Below are 17,396 nucleotides of genomic sequence, written 5' to 3'. Positions count from 1 at the left end.
CCGGGCAATGTCGTCCGGGCATCGGGGCTCTGATTCTCCCTCCTTTCTGGTGGATTGCGGTAAATGACTTCCATGACTCCTTCACGACTGTCTTCTTTCAGGGAAGGCCTGCTGCATGCCTGTGGCCGCGTGACGCTGGCGCTCGCGGCGATGCTGCTGGCTTCCACGGTGCTGATCATGCTCTACGGCGTGGTGATGCGCTATGTACTGGGCGGCGCGCCCATCTGGGTCGATGAGCTGACCCGCTATCTCATCATCGCCAGTGTCATGCTGGCGATCGGCGTCGTCTGGGCAGAAGGGGCACACATGCGCGTGGCGCTGCTGGAACGGCGCCTGCCTCCGCGCATGGCCAGGGGGCTGATCCATTACCAATGGTGGCTGACGCTCGTATTGATGACGGGCGCGACCTGGATGACCTGGCACTACGCCATGTCGGCGAGCATGTTCCGCACCATGGGGCTGGGCATCAGCCGCAGCGTGCCGATGCTGTCGATGCCGATCGGTTTCGCGTTGATCACGGCCCAGGTGCTGCTGCATGGCCCACGGCCGCTGAGATCCCAGACCCTGGAGATCGCACCGGACGAGGAGGCCGCCGACCTTCCGGCGCATGATGACAGGACAGGAGGGCCGCGCACATGATCTGGGCAATGCTGGCCATCTTCGTGGTGCACGTCCTGCTGGGCCTGCCGCTGTTTCTCTCCCTGCTCGCCACCGCCGTGACCGGCTTTCTGTTCATCGATATCTCGATGCTGGAACGTCTCGGACCACAGCAGTTCTTCGGTGGCATCAATGCTTTCTCGCTGATGGCGATTCCGCTGTTCATCCTTGCCGGCAACCTGATGAACATCAGTGGTCTGACCGAGCGCCTGATGCGCCTGGCGCGGCTGATGGTCGGGCATCTTCGCGGTGGCATGGGCCACGTGAACGTCGTCTCCAGCGTCTTCTTCGCCGGCGTCAATGGCTCGGCGGTCGCCGATACCTCCGCACTCGGCTCGTTGCTGGTGCCCGCGATGCGCAAGGAGGGCTATTCGACGTCCTTCGCCGCAGGCCTGACCGCAGGCAGCTCGTTGATCGGGCCGATCATTCCGCCCAGCATCTTCATGATCCTCTACGCCTCGCTGACCAATACCTCCGTGGGCAGCCTGTTTCTGGCCGGGGTCGTGCCCGGACTGGTATTGGCGGTGGCGTTCATGGCGATGAATGCCTGGTATGCGCGTCGGCATGGCCTGCAGGCGCGCGGTCAGGCACCGGCACGCAGTGAAGTGTTCTCGGCAATCATCGGCGCGCTGCCGGCACTGGTGGCACCGGTGATCATCGTCTCCGGTATCGTGCTGGGCATCGTGACCCCGACGGAATCCGGCGCCTTGATCGTCGCTTACGTGCTGCTCTGCGGGTTGTGTCAGGGGCCGCTCAAGCTTGTCGAGGTATGGGGTGCCATCAAGGATACGGCGCGTCTGACCAGTGCCATCTTCGTGATCATGGCGGTGTCGTCCATCGTCAGCTGGCTGCTGTCCTATGCCCAGGTGCCCAATCAGTTCGTGGCCCTGCTGACGCCCTACATCGACAGCCCGATCCTGATCCTGTTGCTGCTCAGTGCCATCACCTTCGTCACCGGCATGTTCATGGAAGAGGTCTCGGCGCTGATGCTGCTGACACCGATCTTCGTGCCCGTGGCCATGGCCGCCGGCATCGACCCCGTGCATCTGGGTGTCATCATCACGCTCAATATCACCATCGCGCTGATCACGCCGCCGATGGGGGCCTGCGTCTTCGTGGCCGCCGCGGTCAGCAAGCTCGAGATCACCTCACTGTTTCGCACCATCTGGCCCTTCGTGCTGGTGGCGGTCGCGGTACTGCTGATGCTGATCGTCTTCCCGCCCTTAACTCTGTGGTTGCCGACCCTGTCTGGATAACACCTCATGACGTCATCACTGACTTTTACGCCTCCTGCCATCCCGAGTCATGACGAGCCGGATTGGTCGCAGGTGACCTGCATTCCCGTGAAGGGCTGTGACAGTACTCTGGTGCCGACCAGCCTCGGGCCGTCATGCCTGAAGGTCTATCCCGCCTACGCACGCCTCGGCATACCCGGGGCGGTCAATGAATGTCTGGTGCGGCGTGCGGTGTATCAGCGCCTGCTGCAGGCCGCACGCGCCTTGCCGGAAGGGCTGTCGCTGGTGGTGATGGATGGCTGGCGACCCTGGCGGGTACAGCAGTATCTGTTCGAGACGCTGTATCAGTCGCTCAAGACGCATGACCCCTCGCTTTGCGAGGCCCAGCTGCTGGCGCGTACGCGGGAATTCGTCTCCTTGCCCAGCCGTGATCCTGACGCGCCGAGCCCGCACCTCACAGGCGGTGCCGTGGATGTCACGATCTGCGATGCCGATGGCTTGCTGCTCGAGATGGGGACGCTGTTCGATGAGGCGACACCTGAGTCCCACGCGGACTATTTCGAACGTCATCCGCCTGGCGCAGACACGCCCCAGGCTGAGGCACGCGACAACCGGCGGCTGCTCTATCACGTCATGACCCAGGCTGGTTTCACCAACCTGCCCAGCGAATGGTGGCACTTCGACTTCGGGGATCAGCTCTGGGCCTGGTACCGGGGCGAGCCCGAGGCACTCTTCGGTCCGGCGGAGATGGACAGTATCGAGAGTCTCTGGAAGCGGTCTCTGCAATAGCGACTCATGGCGGGTCGCACGGATTGGCCATGCACAGCGCCAGACACAAGACGCCCCGCTCGATGACCTCTCGAGCGGGGCGTCTTGTCACCCTGTGCAAGGGAAATCACGCCTCAGCTGACGATCTCGGCCTGATCCAGCATGGCGTGGAAGAGCACGTTGCAGCCGGCGTGCAGGTCCTTGGGGGCGGCATTCTCGATCTCGTTGTGGCTGATGCCGCCTTCGCAGGGGACGAAGATCATGCCGGCGGGAGCGATACGGCCCATGAAGATGGCGTCGTGACCGGCACCGCTGACGATGTCGAGATGCGAGTAGCCGAGCTGGCTGGCGGCATTGCGCACCGCGTTCACGCAGTTGTCGGCGAAGTGCTCGGGGACGAAGTCGGCGGTAGGGGTGAGCTCGAAGGCCAGGCGGTGACGTTGGCTGACGGCTTCGACGACTTCCTTGAGTTCGGCGACCATCGCGGTGAGGGAGTCGGGCTCCAGCGAGCGCAGGTCGATGGTCATGTTGACCTGACCCGGGATGACGTTGCGAGAGCCCGGATGGACCTGCATCACGCCCACGGTGCCGCGACCGTGCGGTGCATGCTCTATGGCGATGCGGTTGACGGCGACGGTGATCTCGGCCGCGCCGAGCATGGCGTCCTGGCGCAGCGACATGGGCGTGGGGCCCGCATGGGCTTCCTGACCGGTCAGCGACAGATCGAACCAGCGCTGGCCCAGCGCGCCCATCACCACGCCGATGGTGGTCTCTTCATCTTCCAGGATCGGGCCCTGCTCGATATGGCTCTCGAAGAAGGCGCGCACGTTCTCGCGGGGGATCTCATCGCTGCCCCGATAGCCGATGGCATCCAGCGCTTCGCCGGCGGTCACGCCATCCGTGTCCTTCTGAGCCAGCATCTCGTGCAATGACAGTTGGCCGGTATGCACGCCGGACCCCATCATGCAGGGCGCAAAGCGACAGCCTTCCTCGTTGGTCCAGACCACCACCTCCACCGGGCAGCGGGTCTTGATGTCGTGCTGATTGAGGCTGCGCAGCACTTCCAGTCCTGCCATCACCCCGAAGCAGCCATCGAACTTGCCGCCCGTGGGCTGGGTATCGATGTGGCTGCCGGTCATCACCGCCGGGGCGTCCGGGTCGGTGCCGGCACGTCGTGCGAAGATGTTGCCGATGGCATCGATACGGATCGTGCAGCCTTCGGCCTTGCACCACTCGATGAAGAGATCGCGCGCCTGGCGGTCCAGTTCGGTCAACGCCTGGCGGTTGACGCCGCCCTTGGGCGTGGCGCCCAGCTCGGCCAGGGTCATCAGGGATTGCCACAGGCGATCACTGTCGGTGCGCAGCTCGCTCAGGGTGCTGACGGGGGAGGTATCCATCTGGGCAGTGGTCATCGATTTCCTTCCTCTCGTGAATATTGTTCTTGTGATGTGTCGTGCGGTGTCAGGCTCTGCTGTCGGCCATCAGCTGCGCCGGAGTGACGAGCAGCTGGTCGGCCATTTCCACCTCGAGTGCCGTCATATGGTGCTCGGCATCCTGCATGTGCTCCGTCATGAGCTGACGGACCTGTTCGTGATCCTGCTGGCGGAACGCCGTGATCAGCCCGGTGTGGTAATGCTGATTGGCGGCATCGAACTGCTTGCGCTCCGGGAGATAGGCCTTCTTGATGACGACAAGCTCGTGCAGCATGTCGTTGAGGAACTGGCACATGAAACTGAGCAGCGGGTTGGGGCAGGCACGCGCCAGTACCTGATGGAACTCGATTTCCAGAAAACGCTGGCGACGCTGGTCCTCGTCCTGTGGCTGATGGCAACTGCAGTCACTGACATTGTGCTCGAGCGCGACCAGATCCTCTTCGCTGAGCAGGCCCACCACCGATACCGCCATCTCGACTTCCAGCAGCCGGCGCAGCTGATAGACCTGGGCGCCATTGAGCGTCTTGAAGTGCAGGAAGCTTCTCAGCATGCGACTGGTGGGCTCCATGCTCGGCGCATTCAGCACGGCGCCGCCATTGGGGCCCGTCTTCAGCGTGATCAAGCCTTCGACTTCCAGAATCTTGAGGGCTTCACGCAGCGTGCCCTTGGCGCAGCCGTATTGCGCCATCAGCGCCTTCTCGTTGGGTAGCCGGTCACCTTCACGCAACCCGTCACGCACGATGCTGCGCCTCAGATCATCGCTGATCAGCTCGGCCAGTTTCTGGCGTTTGGGAGCGCCAGAGCCATTGCTGGTGCGTGACGTGATCAGTGGTGGAGGCGATGTCGGCATGCGATGTCCTGAGCGGAGGCGAGTCATTCATATTTATTCGTATAAATAAGCTTTAGTCGCGGACTTGAGCGCTGTCAAACCCGCAATGCGAACGTGAGCGTCGCGAATTCGATCAAGGACATGACGCGTCGCATCAAAGGCTGCGCATTGGCGAAGTTCCGGGTGGCAGTCTTGAAAAGCGCCTGGTCTGACATAAGGTTTCTCTATTCGACCCCGCGAAAGGAGGCCCTATGGAAACGCATGACTCTCAGCGAACGCGTGACGCCGATATCGTCATCGTCGGTGGCGGTGCCGGCGGACTGGAACTGGCGGTCCGCCTGGCCAAGGCAGGCCACAAGAACGTGTTGCTGATCGATCGCGACACCAGTCACGTGTGGAAGCCGCGCCTGCATGAGATCGCGGCGGGCCTCGGACGGCGTCAGGTCGATGAGTTGGGGTATGCCGGTCTGGCGGAGCAGTGGGGATTTCGCTTCGAGTGCGGCACCCTCGAAGGCGTGGACCCTGAACAACGCCAGATCACCCTTGCGGCCATACCGGGCAGGGAAGATGATTCGACCGCTGAGGTGCCGGCCCGCGTCAGAGGTTATCGCCAGCTGGTACTGGCCCTGGGAGGGGTGACGCCTGACATGGGCGTCGAGGGCGTGCTGGAGCATGCCTGTCTGCTTGACTCGCCGGAAGACGCCGAACGTATTGCCGAGCGCTTCTCGCGTGGCTTGCTGGCCAATCATGTGGCGATGGAAACAGCACCGACAGGGGATTCAGGCGCGTCAGCCACCCAGGACGTCGCTCAGGATGGTGCCAAGGGTAGCGCTCAAGAGTCTCCGGGGCGGCCGTATCAGGTGGTGATCGTCGGCTCCGGTGCCACCGGTGTCGAGCTCGCGGCGTATCTGCATGAAGCGCGTGGCAGACATGATGCGCCTGCGCCGAAGGACTCGCGGGTCGAGATCACGATCCTTGAGGCCACCGAGACCTTCATGCCGGGGGTCTCCGAGGAACTGCGCGAGGCGATCCATCAGCGACTCGAGGCACAGGGCATCAATATCGAACTGTCTCGTCAGGTCGCCAAGGTGTCACCCGGCAGCGTCGAGATCAGCGAAGGTGACGAGTCCGTGACACGCGAGGCAGACCTGGTGGTCTGGGCGGCGGGGCGTGTGGGGCCTGCCATCGTCGAGGAGATCGAAGGTCTGGCCAGCAACAAGAAGCGTCAATGGAAGGTGACGCCCGGACTGCAATGCCTTGAGCAGGAAGCCATCTTCGCGCTGGGCGACTGTGCCTGCATCGATGAGGCACCCTTGCCACCCACGGCACAGGTGGCCAGCGAACAGGCCGAGTTCCTGGCGGAAGAACTGCCGCGTCGCCAGCAGGGCGAGGCGGCTCAGGTCTTCGAGTTCAAGGATCGCGGCACGCTGTTGTCACTGGCCAGGGCGGGCAGCGTCGGTGAGCTCGGTGGCAAGCTCAGCGGCAAGCTGAGCCATGCACAAGGCAACGATGGGCATGAGGATCTGCAGGTGAGAGGGCGCTTTGCACGCGCGGCCTACCAAGGACTGCAGCGTCAGCATCAGTTCCTGCTGCTGGGGCCGCTCAAGGGCTCAGCCGAGGTGGTCAGTGACGTTCTGCGCCATGCCATGGGACCGCGACTCAAGGTGCATTGAGGCAAGCCCATGCAAGCCGGTGCGCTGGCCCGAGAGGGCAGCGTGCAAAGGAGGACAGGCCGACATGTGCCGTGGTGGATTCCATCGGCGCATGTCGGCCTGACATCAAAGGTTCGTGTTTCTCACGAGCTTCTGGTCTGTGAACTGGCCACCGGATAGGTGCCGGGCCTGAGAATACGCGTGTCCACGTCATGGATATCCCGCAGTCCGCACAGGGCCAGCGTCGTGTCGAGCTCCTTGTGGATGATCTCCAGGGTCTTCGTCACGCCTTGCTCGCCCATGGCGCCGAGTCCATACAGGAAGGCGCGTCCCAGATAGACGCCCTTGGCGCCCATCGCCACCGCCTTGAGCACATCCTGGCCAGAGCGAATCCCGCCATCCATGTGGACCTCTGTCCTGTCGCCGACCGCCGCGAGAATGTCCGGCAGAGCGGAGATGGAAGAGGCCGCACCATCGAGCTGACGTCCACCGTGGTTGGAGACGATCACGGCATCGGCGCCTGCCTGAACGGCCATCTCGGCATCCTCCGGCTCCATGATGCCCTTGATGATCAACTTGCCGCCCCAGCGATCCTTGATCCATTTGATGTCATCCCAGCTCAGGCTGGGGTCGAACTGACTGGCGGTCCATTTCGACAGGGAACTGAGGTTGTCGGCGTCCTTCACGTGACCGGCGATGTTGCCGAAGCTGTGGCGCTTCGTCTTCAGCATGCCGGCGCACCAGCGCCACTTGGTCGCCAGATTGAGCGCGGTGGCCACGGTGGGACGAGGAGGGACACTCAGGCCATTGATCAGGTCCTTGTGGCGCTGGCCGATGATCTGCAGGTCAGCGGTGAGCACCAGCGCGGAACATTCCGCCGCCTTGGCGCGATCGATCAGCCGTCCGATGTAATCCTTGTCGCGCATCACGTAGAGCTGGAACCAGAAGGGGCGTGTGCTGACGGATGCGACATCCTCGATGGAGCAGATGCTCATGGTCGAGAGCGTGAAGGGCACGCCGAAGTCACTCGCCGCGCGCGCGGCCAGCATCTCGCCATCGGCATGCTGCATGCCGGTGAGGCCAGTGGGCGCGATCGCCACCGGCATGGCCACATCCTCTCCCAGCATCTGCGTGCGCAGGGTGCGATTGTCCATGTCGACCATCACCCGTTGACGCAGTCCGATGGCGGCAAAATCAGCCTCGTTGGCGCGATAGGTGGTTTCCGTCCATGAGCCGGAGTCGGCATAGTCGTAGAACATCTTCGGCACACGGCGTTTCGCCAGGCGTTGCAGATCATTGATGCAGGTGATGGTCATGCAGAACTCCATCCAAGGAGAGAAGGCGGATCGTTCGAGGTCCAGGGACATCGCCAAGGGGATGCTGGGCTTACTGTCTCCGATGGATGGGGGGTTCACCATTGGCGATACGTCTATCTGTCGAGGACGCCTGTGCCATAGCATCATGGCAATGATGCAACCAACCTGCTGCACGACGTCTGCAGACGGACACGTTGACTGCGCGACCTGAGGTGTCAGGTAGCGCCTCCATGAAAGGTGATGGACCCATGAGATTTGCCTGTAGCGCCTCAGCCGATGGTCGGCGCCCGACAACGCCGCGCGATCCGGCCAGGCCCCAAGGCGCGGCAAGGGCAAGAGTCCTGCGTCGTGGGCGTGACGCGATGCTGGCGTCCTGTCTGTCATGGCTGATGATCAGTCCGGCTCAAGCAGCGTCCGTGATCGCTTCCGAGGCGGAGCGTGAGGGACTTGTGGTCGCCAATCTGCAGGAAATAGAGCAGCGGGTCGGCGCGCGCCTTGGTGTGACGGTACTGGATACTGCCAATGGCAGACGTGTCAGCTGGCGGGGTGATGAGCGTTTCCCCATGAGCAGCACCTTCAAGGTGCTGGCATGCGGCAATCTGCTCTCGCGGGTGGATGCCCGTCAGGAGTCGCTGTCACGCAAGGTGGAGATTCGCCCGGCGGATCTCGTGACCTATTCCCCCGTCACCGAACGTCAGGTGGAGGGCGATGGCATGACACTGGCGGCGTTGTGCCGGGCCACCATCACCACCAGCGACAATACCGCCGGCAATCTGATTCTCGATGCCATCGGTGGGCCTGTCGGGCTGACGAATTATCTGCGGACTCTGAAGGATGACATCACACGTCTGGATCGTCGTGAAACGGCGCTCAATGAGGCCACTCCGGGAGATCCCCGTGATACCACCACTCCTGACGCGATGGCGTCCACCCTTCAGCGGCTGCTGCTGGGGGAGGCGCTGAGCGAGGCGTCGCGTCTCACGTTGCAGGGCTGGATGCTGGCCAATACCACGGGAAGTGACAAGCTGCGTGCCGCCTTGCCGGATGACTGGCAGATCGCTGACAAGACCGGGGGCGGGGGGCATGGCACCAACAATGATATCGCCATCATCTGGCCGCCGAATCACGCCCCGTTGATCGTGGCGGTCTATCTGACCGAGAGCGAGGCCGAGCGTGCGGTGCGTGACGCCGCGATTGCCGATGTCGGGCGTCTGCTGGTGTCCGAGGTACTGGCCATCGAAGGACCGGCCACCGAAGGTGTGGACACGCACGCTGACAATTGATCGCGTGACGCGTGAGAGCACGTGCTGAAAGAGCGTGCCTGAAGGAGCGTGCCTGAGAAAGCCTGCGTGAAGCCTGGGCAACTCAGCGTTGCCGGCCCTGATGCCATCCTTTGCTTGTGACTCCTGCCTCTCGCCCGCATTGTGCCTGAACTGTATCCGCAATGGTTTGCCGGGGGAGATGGAACCCGCTCCCCCTGTCATGTCCGCTCATGAGCCTTGCCCAACCTGTTCCTGCACGTGTCTGGAGGATATCCATGTCCACACTGTTTTCCCCGCTGAAGCTCGGCCCGCTCACGCTGGACAATCGCATCATCATTGCACCGATGTGCCAGTACTCCGCCCAGGATGGCCGGATGCAAGCCTGGCATGACCAGCATCTCGGCAATCTGGCCCAGTCAGGTGCCGGCCTGCTGATCTTCGAGGCCAGTGCCGTCTCCCCCGAAGGGCGTATCACCCATGGCGATGTGGGGCTCTTTGACGAGGCAACGCGTGATGCGATGCAAGGTGTCGTCGAGCGTATCCGTCGTTATTCGCCGATGCCGTTGGCCGTGCAGATCGGTCACGCGGGCCGCAAGGCCTCATGCGAGAAGCCCTGGGAGGGCGGAACTGCCATTACCCCGGGACAACCCAACGGCTGGCAGACTCTGGCACCCAGCGCGATTCCCTTCAGTGAAGGGGGGCCGCTTCCCGAGGCGATGAGCGCCGAGCAGATCGCCCAGACCATCGACGCCTTCGTGGAAGCGGCCCGGCGTGCCGTCGAGATCGGTCTCGACGGGATCGAGCTGCACGCGGCGCATGGTTATCTGCTGCATCAATTCCTGTCACCGTTGAGCAATCAGCGCGAGGACGACTATGGCGGTTCACTGGAGAATCGCATGCGGCTGACGCTTGAGGTGTTCGACGCCGTTCGCGCCGCGATTCCTGACGAGGTCATGCTGGGCATCCGGATCAGCGCGACGGACTGGGTCGAGGGTGGCTGGGATCTCGCACAGAGCATCGAACTCGCCAAGGCGCTTGACCGCCGTGGCTGCCACTATCTGCATGTCTCAAGCGGCGGGCTCAGCGAGCAGCAGCAGATTCCGGTGGAACCCAACTATCAGGTGCCGCACGCCGAGGCCCTGAAGGCGCAGGTGGTCATGCCCGTCATCGCGGTGGGCTTGATCACCGAGCCACAGCAGGCGGAAGACCTGCTGGTGACAGAGCGTGCCGATGCCATCGCCCTGGCGCGTGGCATCCTCTACGACCCGCGCTGGCCCTGGCATGCGGCCGCCGCGCTGGGAGATACCGTCAAGGTCTCGCCCCAGTATCTGCGTTGCCAGCCGCATGGTCTGAAGTCATTGCTGGAGAATCAGCAGGACTGAAGTCCGTGAAAGGACATCGATGACTGACGCCCGCGTTCATGAGCCCTTGCTCGATGATCGCGGGCGTTCTTGTTTGCTCAATCCCCTTTGCTCAATCCCCCTGGCGGCGCGAAGCCTCGATCTGAGGGTGGAGAGTGGAGAGGCGTTTGCGCCTCTCCTTGTGGCTCAAGGCGGCGCTGCGCCAGCAGGGCGATGAAGGCACGGGGGAGCACAGGACGGTTGGCAGTAATTATACGAGTGTGCAATAGTGACGGAAAATCCACCGTAACCCATTCGCTGCCAGTCGTGACACAAGGAGAGCCAATGCCAAGCCAAGCCCCGATTCTGGGTGTCTACCTGAGTGAATCCCTGGACCTGGACAGCCTCTACGGTGAGGCGCTGCGCCAGCTGGGCGAGGATGTCGTGCTGCAGAACCCGCAGGAGATCGAAGACCCCACGGAGGTCGCGTTCGCCATCTGCTGGCAGCCGGGAGAAGACGCCTTCACGCCGTACCCCAATCTCATGCTTGCCATGTCGATCGCGGCGGGGGTGGATGCTCTGCTCAGTCATCCGGGGCTGTCAGATGAGGTTCAGGTCGCACGGGTACGAGATCCGCATCAGGCATTTCTGATGGCCGGGTTTGCCGCGCATGAAGTGCTGCATCAAGAGCGCGAGTTTGCCGTCATGGCAGACAATGCCACTCGCCGTGAGTGGCAGCCCTTGCCGATGCGTGCGCCCGAGAGGGCGCAGGTGGCGGTGCTGGGCCACGGCAGCATGGGGCGCGCGGTGGTCACTTCGCTGTCGGCACTGGGATTCTCGGTGACGGTCGCCTGTCGCAGTGAACCTGTCGCACCAGTGCAAGGCGTGTGCTATCTGACGGGCGACAATGCGGTGATGGCCGCGGCTCAGGGGGCGGATTACCTGATCAACATCCTGCCGCTGACTCCGGTCACCGAGAATGTGCTGAATGCGACCCTGTTCGCCCAGCTGCGGCCGGGGGCCTGGCTTGTGCAGATCGGCCGCGGCGAGCACCTGGTGGAAGCCGATCTCGATGCGGCACTGGCGTCCGGTCAGCTGGCGGGCGCGACGCTGGACGTCTTCCGCGAGGAGCCATTGGCGTCCAATCATCGCTGGTGGCAGGACGCGCGCCTGCGCATCACGCCGCATGTCGCCAGTGACTCGCTCCCCGAGGTGGTCGCCGAGCAGGTGGTGGCCACGGCGCGCGAGTTGCGCGATGGCCTGCCGCTCACGTTGGGCGTGGATCGCCAGCGCGGCTATTGAGGCCCTGGTCTATTGAGGACCTTGGCTATTGTGGCCCTCGGCTATTGAGGACCGGAAGGTGGAGGCGTCAAGGCTTTTCAGGGCTCTGCGGAGCCTTTCTCGACCCCAGACAGCGACATCTTGATCACAGGAGACAGCGACATGCAGGCATCAACCATGAGTGACGCGGAATGGCAGGCACGCCTTGATCTGGCAGCCTGCTATCGGTTGGCGGCGCACTACCGCATGACCGACCTGATCTATACCCACATCACGGCGCGAGTGCCGGGTGAGGAAGGGCACTTCCTGATCAATCCCTATGGTTGGCGCTGGGAGGAGATCACCGCATCCTCGCTGGTCAAGATCGACGTCAACGGCGAGAAGGTCGATGACAGCGCCGCGCGGGTCAATCCAGCCGGCTTCACCATTCACTCGGCGATTCATGCGGCAAGCCACTCTGCCAGCTGGATCATGCATACCCATACGCGCGCCGGCGTGGCGGTATCGAGCCTGGAAGAAGGACTGCTGCCGCTGAATCAGATCGCCCTGCAGTTCCATGGTCGCGTCTCCTACCACGACTACGAAGGCATCGCGCTGGATCTGGATGAGCGCGAACGCATCGTGGCAAGCCTTGGCGACAATCCGGCGCTGATCCTGCGCAATCATGGCCTGCTGACCACGGGTGCCTCTGCCGCCGAGATGTTCAACAACATGTTCTATCTCGAGCGCAGCTGCGAGATTCAGGTCGCGACCCTGTCCATGGGCCAGCCGGTGCGCCGTCTCTCGCCCGAGATCTGTGCGCATGTGGTCGGCCAGTACGACATGGCCATCCATGAGGATGGCGATCTGGCACTGGAATGGGATTCCCACCTGCGTCTGCTGGAGAGCCTTGGCAGTGACTATCGTCGATAAGCCTTCCCTCGATGCGTGGCCGCTGTCACCTGAGAGTGAGGCAAGTGCGGCAATCCCGGCGTTGAGTGAAGGAGAGGGGCCCAGATGAGTCGCAAGGTGTTCCAGCGCCTTTCCCAGGATCAGCGTCGGCGCGACCTGCTGGAAGCCACGCTGAGCTGTGTCGCGCAGCATGGTCTGGCCGGCGCCAGCGTGCGCCGCGTGGCGGAGGCGGCCGGTGTCTCACCCGGGCTGATTCGCCACCACTTCGGCACCAAGGATGACATGGTGCGAGCCGCCTATGCCTACATGATGGGCCAGCTGACCTCCGATATCGCCGATGCCAGCCCGGTCAGTGATGAATCCTCGGCGTGTCGTCTGGCACGCTTCATCGCGGCGAGTCTCACCCAGCCCAATCTGGCCGCCCACAAGGTCTCCCTGTGGGCGACCTTCATTGGTCGGGTACGTCACGATGCCACCTACTCGGCGGTCCATCAGGAAACCTATCGTGAGTTTCTCGATCTGCTGCGGTTACTGATCCAACCCGTTCTGAGCGCCAATGATCTGCCCGCTGATGACGCCATCTGTGAGGAACAGGCGATCGCCCTCAATGGCTTGATCGATGGTCTGTGGCTGGAAGGTGGGCTGGAACATGGCCTCTATGCCGTCGAGCGATTGCCCGGGATCGCCATGCGAGCGGCAGAGGGCATCCTGCGCCTGCCTCACGGCACCTTGCTTGAGCATGTCGAGATGACAACAACACCCCCACCTCACAGGAGTTGAGCATGCGCTACGCCACCATCACCGAACGATTGAGCGATCTGGGCGGTGACAAATGGGCCGTCCACAGTGCCGCTCGTCAGCGAATTCTGGCGGGAGAACCGATCATCGAGCTGACCATCGGAGAACCGGATATCGCCACACACCCGGCGCTGGTCGAGCGCTGTGTCGAGGCGCTGCGCGCCGGGCGTACCCGCTACTCCGATGGCCGTGGCGAGCCGGGGCTGGTCGCGGCCCTGGCCGAGCGCTACGCAGCGCGCATGCCCGAGATCAGCGCAGACAACGTGCTGTGTTTCCCCGGCACTCAGACGGCGCTGTTCGCGGTGATGCTGGCGCTGGTGGAGGAGGGGGCCGGCGTGCTGACCGGCGACCCCTATTACGCCACCTATGAGGGCGTGATCCGGGGTGCCGGCGGTGACCTGCAGCCGGTACCGCTGCGCATGGAGCATGGCTTCGTGTTGCAGCCGGAAGATCTGGCCGCGGCCATCACGCCGCAGAGTCGCGTATTGCTGCTCAATACGCCGCACAATCCGACGGGTGCGGTGATGGACCGTGCGACGCTCGAGCGCATCGGTGAGCTGTGTCGCGAGCATGATCTGTGGATCGTCTGCGATGAGGTCTATGAAGCGCTGATCTTCGCGGGCGAATTCGTCTCGCCGCTGGAGATCGAGGCACTGCGTGAGCGCACCGTGGTGGTGTCCTCCATCTCCAAGAGCCATGCCGCCACCGGCTTTCGCAGTGGCTGGGCCATCGGCTCAGCGGAATTCTGCCGCCGGCTGTTGCCTGTCTCCGAGACCATGCTGTTCGGCAATCAGCCCTTCATCGCCGACATGACCGAGGCCGCGCTGCGCGGGGATTTCGATACCACCGAGCGACTGCGCGAGGCACTCGGGCGCCGCGCGCGCCTGGTCCATAAGGCGCTGGCGGCTATCCCGCAGCTGTCCTCCAGCCTGCCCCAGGGCGGCATGTTCCTGATGGTCGATGTCTCACGCACCGGCCTGGACGGTGAGCAGTTCGCCTGGCGGCTGCTGGAACGGCAGCAGGTCGCGGTAATGCCCGGCAGTGTCTTCGGCGACTGCGGAAGGCCACTGGTACGTGTTGCCCTCACCGTGCCGGATGACACCCTGCTGAAAGCCGTGCAGCGCATGGCGACACTGTGTGATCAGCTGGAAGGGGAAGTCATCGTTTGAGGCGCGACTTCGGCCATGCACAGTCTTTCGCTCAATTTCGTGCAGGTTCACGCACAAACGCCGCTCATGAGCGGCGTTTGTGCGTTCAGCGATGCTCATTTCAGGAAATCATTTCCAGCCCATCTGCCAGACATCGTCCTGCTTCAGCTCACGCCAGCCCAGCACGTGATCGCGATGTGTCAGCACCGCCTGCAACACGACCTCGACCACATGCTCATCCTGATCATCACGAATCACGCGCGTGACGATGAAATGTCGCTCACGATTCCTGGGTGTCACGGCGGTCCATTTGCTCTGCAACAGCTTTTCGGGGTTGATGCGGTTCATGCAATGTCTCGTCAGTAAAAAGGAAAAGGGAAAATGAAGAACAGGGGAGGGTATCTGAACTGGGGTAACGTGAGGATGAATCTGACCCTCAAGTCACTTCTTGAGGCCGCTCACTGCCCGAGCGGCGTTGCTCGCGCTCCTGCAGGTAGCGGGCAGGCGTGGTGCCGAGCAGCTTCTTGAACATGCTGATGAAGGCGTTGACGGACTGATAACCGACGTCTTCCGAGACGCGCTGCACGCTCATGCCCTCGGCCAGCAGGCGGATCGCCACCACCAGGTGGAGTTGCTGGCGCCAGCGGCTGAAGCTCAGGCCGGTGTCGCGCTGGATCAGGCGGGCGAGGGTGCGTTCGCTCATCGCCAGTTCGCTCGCCCACTCGGCCAGGGTACGCCGATCATCCGGTGTCTTGATCAGGGCATCGCTGATGCGGGTCAGCCGCGGATCTTCAGGCAAGGGCAGATGCAGACGTTCGCTGGGCATGCAGGCCAGTTCTTCCAGCAGGACATCGACCAGCCGCGCTGTCGGCCCTTGTTCAGGATATGGCTGGGGCAGCTCCGCCAGACGCAGCACCAGCTCGCGCAGCAGGGGCGAGATCGACAGCGTACAGCTGTGGCTCGGCATCTCGAGCGCTCCGGGCTCGATGAACAGGTGGCACACGCGGCCGCCACGGGTCAGGTGGTTGCTGTGGGGCAGGTTGCCGGGAATCCAGACGCCGCTGTGCGGTGGCACCATCCACAGCCCTTCCGGCACGCGGCTGGTCACGACGCCATGCAGGGCGATGACCAGCTGTCCCTTGCGATGCTGGTGGATCGGGACTTCCATCACCTGCTGACCGGTATCCACATGCAGGGCGCTGGCCGGAATCTCGTAGATGTCCGGGTCATGTTCGCAGACGCTGTTGGAGAAGGGCACGGAGGAGTGACCGCTGGCGACTCCCGACGATGAGGTTGCGTCTCGCGAGGCAAGGGAAATTGGCGTCGCGGAGGTCCTTGAGGAGGTGGCTGACATGTCGGCTCGCAGATTGTCTGATTTCAGGTATCTGATGTCATGATGGCTCAATTCTGCAGCGATATTGGCGATTACGCTATCGTTAATCTGCGCGGGAATTCACCTCTGATGTGTCGTCCCGCTATCTGTCCGTTCCAAGTTCGCTGCGAGCGTCTCATGACTGAACTCTGCCACTCTTCTCCTGTTCGGCGATTGAGCCATCCTGCCGTGTTGATCGCCGGCATCCTGATGATTGCCATGAATCTGCGTGCGCCCTTTACCAGTATCGCGCCGTTGCTTGAGCGTCTGCAGGTGGCGCTGGGCTTCAATGCCACGTCGGCAGGGTTGCTGATGATTCTGCCGCTGTTGGCGTTCGTCGTGGTGTCCCCCTGGGTACCCCGTCTTGCACGGCATGTGGGGCTTGAGCGCAGTGTCTTCCTTGCCTTGCTGGCGATCGCCGCCGGCATCGTGCTGCGGGTGCAGGGCAACACGCTGTCGCTCTATGTGGGGATCGCCTTGATCGGGGCGGGCATCGCGGTGGGCAATGTGCTGTTGCCCAGTCTGGTCAAACGCAGCTTTCCCCGACACATCGCGCTGCTGACCTCCTGCTATGTGCTGACCATGGGCATCATGGCCGCCATCGCCTCGGCGGTGATGGTGCCGCTGGCGCAGGACAGTGCGGATGGCTGGCAGTTCGCGATGCTCATCGTGGTCATCCTGCCAGTGGTGACGATGGTGGTGTGGTGGCCACAGTTGTCGCATCGCTCCCTACCGACGGCGGTGAAGGAAGCCGAGAAGGTAGCCGAGAAGGGTGCCGCGCGGCCGGTGCGTCAGGCAGCCGTGTGGCACTCGCCACTGGCCTGGCAGGTGACGCTGTTCATGGGGATCAATTCGCTGCTGTTCTATACCGTCAACAGCTGGCTGCCGAGCATGCTGGCGGACAATGGCTTCTCGCCGGAAAAGGCGGGCTCGCTGCATGGTCTGCTGCAGCTGGCTTCGGCCTTGCCGGGATTGATTCTGGTGCCCCTGATGCCGCGCCTGAAGGATCAACGCCTGATCGCCTTCGCGACGCCTTGCATGTCGCTGGCAGGGTTCATCGGGCTGTGGCTGATGCCGGGGTGGGCGCTGGTGTGGGTCTTGCTGCTCGGTGCGGGGTCCGGGGCCAGCTTCATTCTCGCCCTGTCGTTCATGGGGCTCAGAGCGCGCGATGCCATGCAATCGGCGTCGCTGTCGAGCATGGCGCAGACCCTGGGCTATCTGCTCGCGGCCATGGGGCCGCCGTTGATCGGCGCGCTCTACGATCGGCAGGGTGACTGGCAGCTGGCATTGATGGTGTGTGCCTCCCTCAGTGTGCTGATGGCGGGGATCGGCTGGCTGGCGGGCAGGGACCGCCAGTTGCCTGAGGCGTCGGCATCTGAATAATGGAGCGATGCCCTGAAGGGCCACAGGAACA

16 protein-coding genes are annotated in these 17,396 nt (G+C 63.1%); 11 read left to right on the top strand and 5 right to left on the bottom strand.

What is annotated here, in order from left to right; translation table 11 throughout:
- Nucleotides 1–63: 63 nt before the first annotated feature.
- Genes BFX80_RS10450 through BFX80_RS10440 form a run of 3 tightly spaced genes read left to right on the top strand, consistent with a single transcriptional unit; the run spans nucleotide 64 to nucleotide 2,681 of the window.
- Nucleotides 64–639, top strand: a complete 576-nt coding sequence (locus BFX80_RS10450; protein ID WP_240499539.1) for a TRAP transporter small permease — start codon at nucleotides 64–66, stop codon at nucleotides 637–639.
- The gene (locus BFX80_RS10445; protein WP_084208820.1) at nucleotides 636–1,913 is read left to right on the top strand and encodes a TRAP transporter large permease; all 1,278 of its coding nucleotides are present in this window, start codon (nucleotides 636–638) and stop codon (nucleotides 1,911–1,913) included. Before BFX80_RS10450 ends, BFX80_RS10445 begins: the two co-directional genes overlap by 4 nt.
- Before the next feature lie 6 nt (nucleotides 1,914–1,919).
- The gene (locus tag BFX80_RS10440) at nucleotides 1,920–2,681 is read left to right on the top strand and encodes a M15 family metallopeptidase (RefSeq protein WP_084208819.1); all 762 of its coding nucleotides are present in this window, start codon (nucleotides 1,920–1,922) and stop codon (nucleotides 2,679–2,681) included.
- Between the two features lie 113 nt (nucleotides 2,682–2,794).
- Here BFX80_RS10440 and BFX80_RS10435 read toward each other — a convergent pair whose 3' ends face one another.
- Both BFX80_RS10435 and BFX80_RS10430 read right to left on the bottom strand, forming a co-directional pair.
- Nucleotides 2,795–4,072 (bottom strand): Zn-dependent hydrolase, encoded by a 1,278-nt coding sequence (locus BFX80_RS10435; protein ID WP_240499538.1) that lies wholly within the window; start codon nucleotides 4,070–4,072, stop codon nucleotides 2,795–2,797.
- Between the two features lie 49 nt (nucleotides 4,073–4,121).
- On the bottom strand, nucleotides 4,122–4,943 hold the full coding sequence (locus tag BFX80_RS10430) for a FadR/GntR family transcriptional regulator (RefSeq protein WP_084208818.1): 822 nt from the start codon (nucleotides 4,941–4,943) through the stop codon (nucleotides 4,122–4,124).
- Between the two features lie 230 nt (nucleotides 4,944–5,173).
- Between BFX80_RS10430 and BFX80_RS10425 the strand changes: the two genes are divergently transcribed.
- A complete protein-coding gene (locus BFX80_RS10425) occupies nucleotides 5,174–6,595 on the top strand; it encodes an NAD(P)/FAD-dependent oxidoreductase (RefSeq protein ID WP_084208817.1) in 1,422 nt (473 codons plus the stop codon).
- A gap of 122 nt (nucleotides 6,596–6,717) precedes the next feature.
- On the opposite strand, the gene BFX80_RS10420 is transcribed toward BFX80_RS10425, so the two are convergent.
- Nucleotides 6,718–7,890: an alpha-hydroxy acid oxidase gene (locus BFX80_RS10420; protein ID WP_077376993.1), complete on the bottom strand. Its 1,173-nt coding sequence runs from the start codon at nucleotides 7,888–7,890 to the stop codon at nucleotides 6,718–6,720.
- Nucleotides 7,891–8,306: 416 nt separating this feature from the next.
- Here BFX80_RS10420 and bla point away from each other — a divergent pair, with 416 nt between their 5' ends.
- The 6 genes from bla (at nucleotide 8,307) to BFX80_RS10385 (ending at nucleotide 14,631) form a co-directional block, all read left to right on the top strand.
- Nucleotides 8,307–9,173: a class A beta-lactamase gene (gene bla, locus BFX80_RS10410; RefSeq protein WP_240499537.1), complete on the top strand. Its 867-nt coding sequence runs from the start codon at nucleotides 8,307–8,309 to the stop codon at nucleotides 9,171–9,173.
- Between the two features lie 254 nt (nucleotides 9,174–9,427).
- Nucleotides 9,428–10,534 (top strand): NADH:flavin oxidoreductase/NADH oxidase, encoded by a 1,107-nt coding sequence (locus tag BFX80_RS10405; protein WP_084208814.1) that lies wholly within the window; start codon nucleotides 9,428–9,430, stop codon nucleotides 10,532–10,534.
- A 303-nt stretch (nucleotides 10,535–10,837) separates the two neighbouring features.
- Nucleotides 10,838–11,794, top strand: coding sequence for an NAD(P)-dependent oxidoreductase (locus tag BFX80_RS10400; RefSeq protein ID WP_084208813.1), 957 nt, complete (start codon nucleotides 10,838–10,840; stop codon nucleotides 11,792–11,794).
- 141 nt (nucleotides 11,795–11,935) lie between these two features.
- Nucleotides 11,936–12,685: a class II aldolase/adducin family protein gene (locus BFX80_RS10395; RefSeq protein ID WP_205632697.1), complete on the top strand. Its 750-nt coding sequence runs from the start codon at nucleotides 11,936–11,938 to the stop codon at nucleotides 12,683–12,685.
- A gap of 84 nt (nucleotides 12,686–12,769) precedes the next feature.
- Nucleotides 12,770–13,444, top strand: coding sequence for a TetR/AcrR family transcriptional regulator (locus tag BFX80_RS10390; RefSeq protein WP_084208812.1), 675 nt, complete (start codon nucleotides 12,770–12,772; stop codon nucleotides 13,442–13,444).
- Nucleotides 13,445–13,446: 2 nt separating this feature from the next.
- Complete coding sequence (locus BFX80_RS10385; RefSeq protein ID WP_084208811.1) at nucleotides 13,447–14,631, top strand: pyridoxal phosphate-dependent aminotransferase; 1,185 nt, start codon at nucleotides 13,447–13,449, stop codon at nucleotides 14,629–14,631.
- 108 nt (nucleotides 14,632–14,739) lie between these two features.
- Here BFX80_RS10385 and BFX80_RS10380 read toward each other — a convergent pair whose 3' ends face one another.
- Complete coding sequence (locus BFX80_RS10380; RefSeq protein ID WP_077376973.1) at nucleotides 14,740–14,958, bottom strand: TIGR02450 family Trp-rich protein; 219 nt, start codon at nucleotides 14,956–14,958, stop codon at nucleotides 14,740–14,742.
- Between the two features lie 88 nt (nucleotides 14,959–15,046).
- On the bottom strand, nucleotides 15,047–15,964 hold the full coding sequence (locus BFX80_RS10375) for a helix-turn-helix domain-containing protein (RefSeq protein WP_084209739.1): 918 nt from the start codon (nucleotides 15,962–15,964) through the stop codon (nucleotides 15,047–15,049).
- Between the two features lie 156 nt (nucleotides 15,965–16,120).
- On the opposite strand from BFX80_RS10375, the gene BFX80_RS10370 reads away from it, so the two are divergent.
- A complete protein-coding gene (locus tag BFX80_RS10370) occupies nucleotides 16,121–17,365 on the top strand; it encodes an MFS transporter (RefSeq protein ID WP_084208810.1) in 1,245 nt (414 codons plus the stop codon).
- Nucleotides 17,366–17,396 lie beyond the last annotated feature (31 nt).

The organism is Cobetia marina (genome assembly GCF_001720485.1).
Lineage (GTDB): Bacteria > Pseudomonadota > Gammaproteobacteria > Pseudomonadales > Halomonadaceae > Cobetia > Cobetia marina.
Note: the sequence above shows the minus strand (reverse complement) of the source record. Positions and strands in the feature narration are given on the sequence as shown.

What these genes read in the sequence shown, in the direction of transcription:
- BFX80_RS10450 (WP_240499539.1), top strand. Translation starts at nt 64, where the DNA reads ATGACTTCCATGACTCCTTCACGACTGTCTTCTTTCAGGGAAGGCCTG.
- BFX80_RS10445 (WP_084208820.1), top strand. Translation starts at nt 636, where the DNA reads ATGATCTGGGCAATGCTGGCCATCTTCGTGGTGCACGTCCTGCTGGGC.
- BFX80_RS10430 (WP_084208818.1), bottom strand. Translation starts at nt 4,943, where the DNA reads ATGCCGACATCGCCTCCACCACTGATCACGTCACGCACCAGCAATGGC.
- BFX80_RS10405 (WP_084208814.1), top strand. Translation starts at nt 9,428, where the DNA reads ATGTCCACACTGTTTTCCCCGCTGAAGCTCGGCCCGCTCACGCTGGAC.
- BFX80_RS10390 (WP_084208812.1), top strand. Translation starts at nt 12,770, where the DNA reads ATGAGTCGCAAGGTGTTCCAGCGCCTTTCCCAGGATCAGCGTCGGCGC.
- BFX80_RS10375 (WP_084209739.1), bottom strand. Translation starts at nt 15,964, where the DNA reads ATGTCAGCCACCTCCTCAAGGACCTCCGCGACGCCAATTTCCCTTGCC.
- BFX80_RS10435 (WP_240499538.1), bottom strand. Translation starts at nt 4,072, where the DNA reads ATGACCACTGCCCAGATGGATACCTCCCCCGTCAGCACCCTGAGCGAG.
- BFX80_RS10370 (WP_084208810.1), top strand. Translation starts at nt 16,121, where the DNA reads ATGACTGAACTCTGCCACTCTTCTCCTGTTCGGCGATTGAGCCATCCT.
- BFX80_RS10395 (WP_205632697.1), top strand. Translation starts at nt 11,936, where the DNA reads ATGCAGGCATCAACCATGAGTGACGCGGAATGGCAGGCACGCCTTGAT.
- BFX80_RS10380 (WP_077376973.1), bottom strand. Translation starts at nt 14,958, where the DNA reads ATGAACCGCATCAACCCCGAAAAGCTGTTGCAGAGCAAATGGACCGCC.
- BFX80_RS10440 (WP_084208819.1), top strand. Translation starts at nt 1,920, where the DNA reads ATGACGTCATCACTGACTTTTACGCCTCCTGCCATCCCGAGTCATGAC.
- BFX80_RS10385 (WP_084208811.1), top strand. Translation starts at nt 13,447, where the DNA reads ATGCGCTACGCCACCATCACCGAACGATTGAGCGATCTGGGCGGTGAC.
- BFX80_RS10420 (WP_077376993.1), bottom strand. Translation starts at nt 7,890, where the DNA reads ATGACCATCACCTGCATCAATGATCTGCAACGCCTGGCGAAACGCCGT.
- BFX80_RS10425 (WP_084208817.1), top strand. Translation starts at nt 5,174, where the DNA reads ATGGAAACGCATGACTCTCAGCGAACGCGTGACGCCGATATCGTCATC.
- BFX80_RS10400 (WP_084208813.1), top strand. Translation starts at nt 10,838, where the DNA reads ATGCCAAGCCAAGCCCCGATTCTGGGTGTCTACCTGAGTGAATCCCTG.